This is a genomic window from Micromonospora sp. ATCC 39149 (assembly GCF_000158815.1).
In the GTDB taxonomy this organism is placed as follows: Bacteria; Actinomycetota; Actinomycetes; order Mycobacteriales; family Micromonosporaceae; genus Micromonospora.
On sequence record NZ_GG657738.1, the window covers coordinates 1,538,753 to 1,541,748 of the forward strand.

The 2,996-nt window shown below is 72.5% G+C and carries 2 protein-coding genes; one reads left to right on the top strand and one right to left on the bottom strand.

From position 1 onward, the window contains the following. Positions 1-220 precede the first annotated feature (220 nt). Entirely contained in the window at positions 221-1,021 is an 801-nt protein-coding gene (locus MCAG_RS06185; protein ID WP_007072114.1) for an SGNH/GDSL hydrolase family protein, read from the bottom strand. A gap of 199 nt (positions 1,022-1,220) precedes the next feature. Between MCAG_RS06185 and MCAG_RS06190 the strand changes: the two genes are divergently transcribed. Then, entirely contained in the window at positions 1,221-2,753 is a 1,533-nt protein-coding gene (locus MCAG_RS06190; RefSeq protein ID WP_007072115.1) for a M1 family metallopeptidase, read from the top strand. Positions 2,754-2,996: the final 243 nt, after the last annotated feature.

Genomic DNA, 2,996 nt, shown 5'->3' on the forward strand with positions numbered 1-2,996 from the left:
GGTCGAGCCGCTCGCGGGCCTGCCGATGGGCGGCGACCGCCTGACCGAACGCCGACGCGAGCCTGCCCACCCTCTGCTGCCCCCCACGCGCGATGGCCGTCTGGTCCAGCGAACCCTAACGGACGCGCGGCGGCCACGGACAGTCCGCCGCGACGGTGCCGTCCCGACGGAGACGGCCGGCGGCCAGGGTGGATCGCCGGCCGTCTCCGGTGGCGCGGGGTCAGCCGGTGACGGCGTTCAGCGCCGGCAGGTAACCCAGGCGGTAGCCGTCGACGCTCGGGTGGTACGCCTCGATGACGCCGGTGACGTTGCGGATCCACGGCACGGCGGCGCAGATGCCGTGCCCGGCGAAGTACGGGCGGGTGTCGGCGAAGGTGGCCCCGGCGGCGGTGGCCCGGCCGGCGGTGATCGAGGCGAGCAGGTCGGCGGCCTCGTTGATGATGGTCCGTTTGTAGGTGCTCATCGCCAGCGCGCCGCAGGAGGTCGTCTCGAACAGGCGCGGGTAGCCGAGCACGACGAGCCGGGCGTTCGGGGCCTTCTCCCGGATGGTGGCGTAGGTGCGGTCGAGCCGGCCGGGCAGCTCCGTGGTGGCGAACGCCTTCGCCTCGTCCACCGCGTCCTCGCAGTTGCTGGTGGTGCCGAACCGGCAGCTGGTGATGACGTCGACGAAGCCGGCGTCGTTGCCGCCGATGGTGATGGTGACCAGGGTGGTGCTGGCGCTCAGCGCGCTCACCTGCTTGTTGATCACGTCGGCGGTGACCGCGCCGCTGCAGGCGGGGAACGTGAAGCTGGCGACCTGGTGGGCGGCGGCCCAGAGCGGGGCGTACGACTTCTCGCTGCGCAGGCAGATGGACTGGTCGTACGGCCCGGCGCCGACGCCCGAGGAGTACGAGTCGCCCAGCGCCACGTAGTTGATCGCGGGGGCGGCGTGGGCGGCGCCGGGGACGGCCGCCGCGCCGAGGGTCGCGGCAAGTAGGGCGGCCAGCGCGGTCAGGGCGCGGGCCAGCGGGCGGTGGGACATGAGGAACCTCCGCGGGGGCAGGGGTGATGAAATCCTCGGAACCGCGCGCGTGGCCCAGGGGTGGTTGTTACTGATCGGTAATGATATCGAAATATTTAGATCGAGGGAATAGGCTGCGAACCGCCCACGCGGGACACACCCGTTTACATCCGTCGAATAGGTTGACCGGCGTACACCCCCAACGGAGGGAGTCCACCACGTGCGACGCGTTCTCACGGCGGCCATCGCCGCCCTGACCGTCACCACCGCCGGCACGGTCGCGGCCGGCGCACCCGGCCACGCCGCCGCCCGATCGGGCTGGGGCCGGCCGGCCGCCGCCCCGGCCGCGCCCGGCCCCGGCAGTCCCGGCCTGGGCGACAGCTACTTCCCCGACTACGGCAACGGCGGGTACGACGTCGACCACTACGACATCCGGCTGCGCTACGAGCCCGCCACCGACCAGCTCTCCGGCACCACGACCATCCTCGCCCGGGCCACCCAGGACCTGTCCCGGTTCAACCTGGACTTCCTGCTCGGCGTCCAGTCGGTGAAGATCAACGGCTGGACGGCCGCGTTCGCCCGGGAGGGCGTCCACGAGCTGGCGATCACCGCGCCCCGCCCGATCGTCGCCGGCCAGTCCCTCACCATCGTGGTCACGTACGCCGGCGTGCCGTCGCAGACGCGCGTCAACGGCTACACCAGCTGGACCAGGACGGCCGACGGGGCGCTCGCCGTCAACGAGCCCGAATCGGCCTGGTGGTGGTACCCGAGCAACGACCACCCGCTCGACAAGGCCACCTGGGACGTCTCGGTGTCGGTGCCGACCGGCGTAGAGGTGATCAGCAACGGCGTGCAGCCCCGGCCCCCGCTGGCCGAGCCCGGCAACCGGACGCGCTGGGGCTGGCGCAGCGCCACCCCGGGCGCGACGTACCTGGCGTTCCTCGCCATCGGCCAGTACGACATCGTCACCGACACCGCGCCGAGCGGGCAGCCGGTCGTCAACGCGTACAGCACCACGCTGGGCACGCTCGGGCCGGCCGCGCGGGCCAGCATCGAACGCACCGCCGAGATCGTCGACTGGGGGAGCGGGATCTTCGGGCCGTACCCGTTCGAGGCGCAGGGCGGCGTCGCCGGCCCGGTCGACGGCATCGGCTTCGCCCTGGAAACCCAGACCCGCTCGGTGTACGGGCCGGGCTTCTGGCGCCGCGGGTCGAACACCTACGTGGTCGTGCACGAGAACGCCCACCAGTGGTTCGGCAACTCGGTCTCGGTCACGGACTGGAGCGACATCTGGCTCAACGAGGGCTTCGCCAGCTACGCCGAGTGGCTCTGGTCGGAGGAGCAGGGCGAGGGCACCGCGCAGGAGGTGTTCGACTTCACCTACGCCAGCTATCCCGCCGACGACCAGTTCTGGCAGGTCCTGCCCGGCGACCCGGGCCCGGACGACGTCTTCGACGACGCGGTCTACGACCGGGGCGCGATGACCCTGCACCAACTCCGGCTGGCCGTCGGCGACGAGGCGTTCTTCCGCATCCTGCCGGCGTGGACCGCCGCCCACCGCCACGGCAACGGCACGATCGAGCAGTTCCAGGCCCTCGCCGAGCAGATCTCCGGCAAGGACCTCGACGCCCTGTTCACCACCTGGCTGTTCACCAAGGGCCGCCCGGAGCTGCCCGGGGCCTCGGCGGCCCGCGCTGCCGCCCCCGCAGAGCCGAAGTCATGGGCCAAGATCCGCGAGGCGCACGCGCACTGACCGGTCGACTTGGACAGTTGGCGATTCCGGGGAACACCAACTGTCCAAGGTCCGGTCCTCCGGTCCTCCGGTCCTCCGGCGCGGCCGGGTCAATCCGGCCGTCGGTGCGCCTGGGGCCGGCGGCCTCGCCACCCGCGTCGCTGACGAGTGGGGTGGGGTCAGCGGGCAGCTCGCCCGCCCCGCCCAGGTACGCGTCGATCGCGGCGGCACCCGCCTGTCTCGGCCCCTATGGAGCTGCCCCGC